The organism is Streptomyces anatolicus (assembly GCF_019400875.1).
In the GTDB taxonomy this organism is placed as follows: domain Bacteria; phylum Actinomycetota; class Actinomycetes; order Streptomycetales; family Streptomycetaceae; genus Streptomyces; species Streptomyces anatolicus.
The window spans coordinates 1-4,697 of sequence record NZ_WMBF01000488.1; the positions used below are offsets into that span (position 1 = coordinate 1).

A 4,697-nucleotide genomic window follows, 5' to 3' on the forward strand; every position below is an offset into this window, starting at 1 on the left:
GCTGGTGGAGAGGGCGGGGCGGGGCGCCCCTGTTCCTACAGCTCGTTGATGCCGTTGAGGTCGATGTCGATGTCGAAGGGCACGGAGATCTTGAGGCGGTCGTGATAGATGCCGGTCAGGGCGTACGTGCCGGACACCGTGCCGAGTTCGTGGACCTGGACGACAGGGTGATCGTCCTGGCCCGCCATCTCCACCAGCCAGAAGTGGCGGATACCGGCAGCGGCGTACTTGAGCGGCTTGGTATCCCGGTCGCGGGCCTGCGAGTCGGGAGAGACGACTTCCACGGCGAGCAGGACGTCGGCGGCGGAGAACGAGGTCTGATCGCGGCTCTTGACGGCTTCCTTGCGGACGACGGAGATGTCCGGCTCGGGGCCGTTGCGACGGTCGAGGACGACAGTCATCTCCCGACTCACCCGCAGCTCCGTCGGCACGCTGCTGCGGAGCCCGTTCACCAGCAGATCGATGGCGAGGCTGTGGAACAGGCGTTGCGGACTCACGAAGATCAAGCTCCCGTCGAGCAACTCGGTGTGCGGCGGGAGGTCGGGCAGCGTGTGCAGGTCGTCCACGGTCCAGCCTTCCGGCGGCGGCACCGGCCACCGAGGCCCGGACACCGGCTCGGAGATCGGCTCGGGAATCGGCTCGGCGGTCATGGTTCCTCCCATGGACGGGATTCTTCGGCCTGCCCCCCAACCGTAGCCGCCGCATTCCGGATCCGTCATCACAAAGAGTGAGCAACCCGGTACCCGCAAGCACCCGCCGACCCGCCCCCCGAGGGCGACTACGCTGGAGGATCGATCGTCCCCCCTGTCAGGAGAGAAATGGCCGTCAATCTGGTCAATGTCGAGGCAGTCAGCAAGGTGTACGGCACCCGTGCCCTGCTCGACGGCGTCTCACTCGGCGTGTCCGAGGGGGACCGGATCGGCGTCGTGGGGCGCAACGGCGACGGGAAGACCACCCTGATCCGGATGCTCGCCAAGCTGGAGGAGGCCGACACCGGGCGCGTCACGCACAGCGGCGGGCTGCGGCTCGGCGTGCTGACCCAGCACGACTCCCTCGACCCCGAGGCCACCGTCCGGCACGAGGTCATCGGCGATCTCGCCGACCACGAGTGGGCGGGCAGCGCCAAGATCAGGGACGTGCTGACCGGGCTCTTCGGCGGGCTCGACCTGCCGGGCTTCCCGCAGGGGCTCGAGACCGTCATCGGCCCGCTCTCCGGCGGCGAGCGGCGCCGCATCGCGCTCGCCAAGCTGCTCATCGCCGAGCAGGACCTGATCGTGCTCGACGAGCCGACCAACCACCTCGACGTGGAGGGCATCGCCTGGCTCGCCGAGCATCTGCGCACGCGGCGCTCGGCGCTCGTATGCGTGACGCACGACCGGTGGTTCCTGGACCAGGTCTGTACGCGCATGTGGGACGTGCAGAAGGGTTCCGTCTTCGAGTACGAGGGCGGGTACTCGGACTACGTGTTCGCCCGCGCGGAGCGTGAGCGCATCGCCGCCACCGAGGAGAGCAAGCGGCAGAACCTGATGCGCAAGGAGCTTGCCTGGCTGCGGCGCGGCGCCCCGGCCCGCACCAGCAAGCCGAAGTTCCGCATCGAGGCCGCCAACGAACTGATCGCGGACGTGCCGCCGCCGCGCGACACCAGCGAGCTGATGAAGTTCGCGACGACGCGGCTCGGCAAGACCGTCTTCGACCTGGAGGACGTCTCCGTCCAGGCCGGGCCGAAGCTGCTGCTCAAGCATCTGACCTGGCAGCTCGGCCCCGGCGACCGCGTCGGCCTCGTCGGGGTGAACGGCGCGGGCAAGACCTCGCTGCTGCGGGCCATGGCCGACGCGGCCCGCAGCGACGGCGACGTACAGCCCGCGGGCGGCAAGGTCGTCGTGGGCAGGACCGTGAAGCTGGCCTACCTCTCGCAGGAGGTCGCCGAATTGAAGCCGACGCTGCGGGTGTTGGAGGCCGTGCAGCAGGTGCGCGAGCGCGTCGACCTCGGCAAGGGCCGGGAGATGACCGCGGGGCAGCTCTGCGAGACGTTCGGGTTCAACAAGGACAAGCAGTGGACGCCGGTCGGTGATCTCTCGGGTGGTGAGCGGCGCAGGCTGCAGCTGCTGCGGCTGCTCATGGACGAGCCGAACGTCCTCTTCCTCGACGAGCCGACCAACGACCTCGACATCGAGACGCTGACGCAGCTGGAGGACGTCCTCGACGGCTGGCCCGGCTCCATGGTCGTCATCTCCCACGACCGGTTCTTCGTCGAGCGGACGACGGACAAGGTCTTCGCGCTCCTGGGCGACGCCACCATGCGGATGCTGCCGCGCGGCATCGACGAGTACCTGGAGCGGCGCCGCCGGATGGCCGAGACGGCCTCCGCGTCCACGCCCGCGCCCGCTGCCGGGCGGACCGAGACGAAGACGGTCTCCGCCGCCGACGCCCGCGCCGCCAAGAAGGAACTGCAGAAGATCGAGCGGCAGCTGGACAAGGTCTCCGACAAGGAGGCCAAGCTGCACGCCCAAATCGCCGATAACTCCACGGACTTCGAAAAGGTGGCCAAATGGGACGCCGAACTCCGTGAACTCATCGGTGAGCGCGAGGCGTTGGAGATGCGCTGGCTGGAGCTGGCGGAGGACGCGTAGAGCTGCTGTGCAGCTCGCGTAACGGACGCATCACGGGCCGGTCCTCCCTTGGGAACAGGGGCAGGACCGGCCCCGTTCGGTAGGGGCTCAGGGTGATAGAAAGGCTCACCTGAGCACCATTTGGCGTGCCGAAAATCAGTGAAGGGGGAAGCGCTGATGACTCAGCCGCCCAACCAGCCGCCGCACGGCGGTCACGGAGCTCCGCAGGATCCGCCGCCGGGGCAGCCGCCGATACCGCCGCAGCCGGGGTACGGCTATCCGCAGACCCCGCCGCCCGCGGCGGACAATCCGTACGCGCAGCCGACCCAGCCCGGCCAGCCGCAGCAGCCCGGGCCGTACGCGCCCCCGCCGCAGCAGCCGGGCCCCTACGGAGCCCAGCCTCCGCAGCCCGGCCCGTACAGCCAGCCGACCCAGCCGCAGCAGCCCGGCCCCTACGGCCAGCCGGCCCCGCCGCAGCAGCCCGGCCCGTACGGGAGCCCGCAGCAGCCCGGGCCCTACGGAGGCCAGCCGCAGTACGGCTACCCGCAGCAGCCGCCCACGCAGCCGCAGTTCCCGGCGGGCCCCGGCGCCCCCGGCGGCGGTGACGGCAACGGCAAGCGCAAGAAGCTTCTGGTGATCGGCGCCGCTGCCGTGGCCGCGGTGCTCGTCGCGACCGGTGTCACCTGGGCCGTCGTCGGCGGTGACGACGACGGCAAGAAGAAGTCCGAGGCGAAGAAGAAGGACCCCAAGCCCTCCGCCACCGCCCCGGCCAACCCGGGCACCGGCGACGGCGACGGCAACGAAGGCAAGGAAGACCTCAACGAACACCGCCAGCCCGGCGAGGCGAAGGTCCTCTGGTACAAGGAGGCGCCCAAGGTGCCCGGTTCCGGCGGCGACGCCCCGGGCATGTGGGTCGACGGCGACACCGTGGTCAAGGCGGCGTACAAGGAGCTGTTCGCGTACGACGTGGAGACCGGCAGGACCAAGTGGCCCGCCATCAAGTTCCCGCAGAAGGTCTGCGCCGCGACGGAGAAGGCCACCGACGACGGCAAGATCGTCGTGGCGTTCAAGGACGGCACCAAGAGCAGCGCCAAGTGCAACCAGCTCCAGGTCATCGACCTGAAGACCGGCGAGAAGGGCTGGCACAAGACGGTCAAGGAGGAGGGCATGTTCGACTTCTCCATGCAGAGCCACCTCGTCCTCGTCGGCGATGTGCTCATGGTCGGCCGTGACCAGTCCGGGACCGCGCTGCGGATGAGCGACGGCAAGAAGCTCTACGTCGCGGACAAGAAGGAGGAGGGCACCTGCTTCCCCAAGGGGTTCGCCGGCGGTGACGGCAAGCTCCTGATGGCGCTCTCCTGCGGCGCGGCGGGGCCCGAGGAGCACGACGAGCTGCAGCAGCTCGACCCCAAGACGGGCAAGGCCCTGTGGACCAAGAAGTTCCCCAAGGGCTGGCAGGTCCGCAAGGTCTACGGGACGAGCCCGACGATCGTGTACTCCCGCAACGAGGACAAGAAGCGGTGGAACATCTCGGTGCTGAAGGGGAACACCGACACGACCACCTCCGAGGTCAGCAGCAAGGACAACTTCGCGCCCGACTGCGGCACCTCGATCCTCGACGACAACCTGGGCGGCTGCCAGGGCGTGGCCTCCGACGACAAGTACCTCTACCTGCCGACGGCCGACCAGGGCGCCAACGCGATCGTCGCGATCAGCCTGGCCACCGGCAAAGAGGCCTGGCGCACCAAGTCGCCGCTGGACGAGACGATTTTCCCGATGAAGGTCGAGAACGGGGAGCTGATCGCGTACGTCGAACCGTCGTACGATGCCGGCGGCCGCGTCGTCTCCATCGCGACGTCCGGTTCGCACAAGCCCAAGACCCTTCTGCAGCACCCGAAGGGCACCTCGCAGATCGAGAGCGGCTTCTACTCGAAGGACGTCGACTACGTGGACGGGCGCTTCTACATCTCGACCACCAGCATCACGGGCAGCACCACCGGCCAGTCGAAGCTGATGCTCGCCTACGGCAAGTGACCTCCCCCGCCGTCCCGTTCACCCCCTCGCCCCTCAGCGTCCCCAAGGAATAGA

At 69.0% G+C, this 4,697-nt stretch carries 3 protein-coding genes; 2 read left to right on the forward strand and 1 reads right to left on the reverse strand.

Annotated features, from left to right (window positions below; all coding sequences use genetic code 11):
• Positions 1-35: 35 nt before the first annotated feature.
• Entirely contained in the window at positions 36-662 is a 627-nt protein-coding gene (locus GKQ77_RS28020; protein ID WP_372460001.1) for a Uma2 family endonuclease, read from the reverse strand.
• A 156-nt stretch (positions 663-818) separates the two neighbouring features.
• On the opposite strand from GKQ77_RS28020, the gene GKQ77_RS28025 reads away from it, so the two are divergent.
• Together GKQ77_RS28025 and GKQ77_RS28030 are read left to right on the forward strand one after the other, a co-directional pair.
• Positions 819-2,630, forward strand: a complete 1,812-nt coding sequence (locus GKQ77_RS28025) for an ABC-F family ATP-binding cassette domain-containing protein (RefSeq protein WP_219691717.1) — start codon at positions 819-821, stop codon at positions 2,628-2,630.
• 156 nt (positions 2,631-2,786) lie between these two features.
• Entirely contained in the window at positions 2,787-4,643 is a 1,857-nt protein-coding gene (locus tag GKQ77_RS28030; RefSeq protein WP_219691718.1) for an outer membrane protein assembly factor BamB family protein, read from the forward strand.
• The last annotated feature ends 54 nt before the right edge of the window (positions 4,644-4,697 follow it).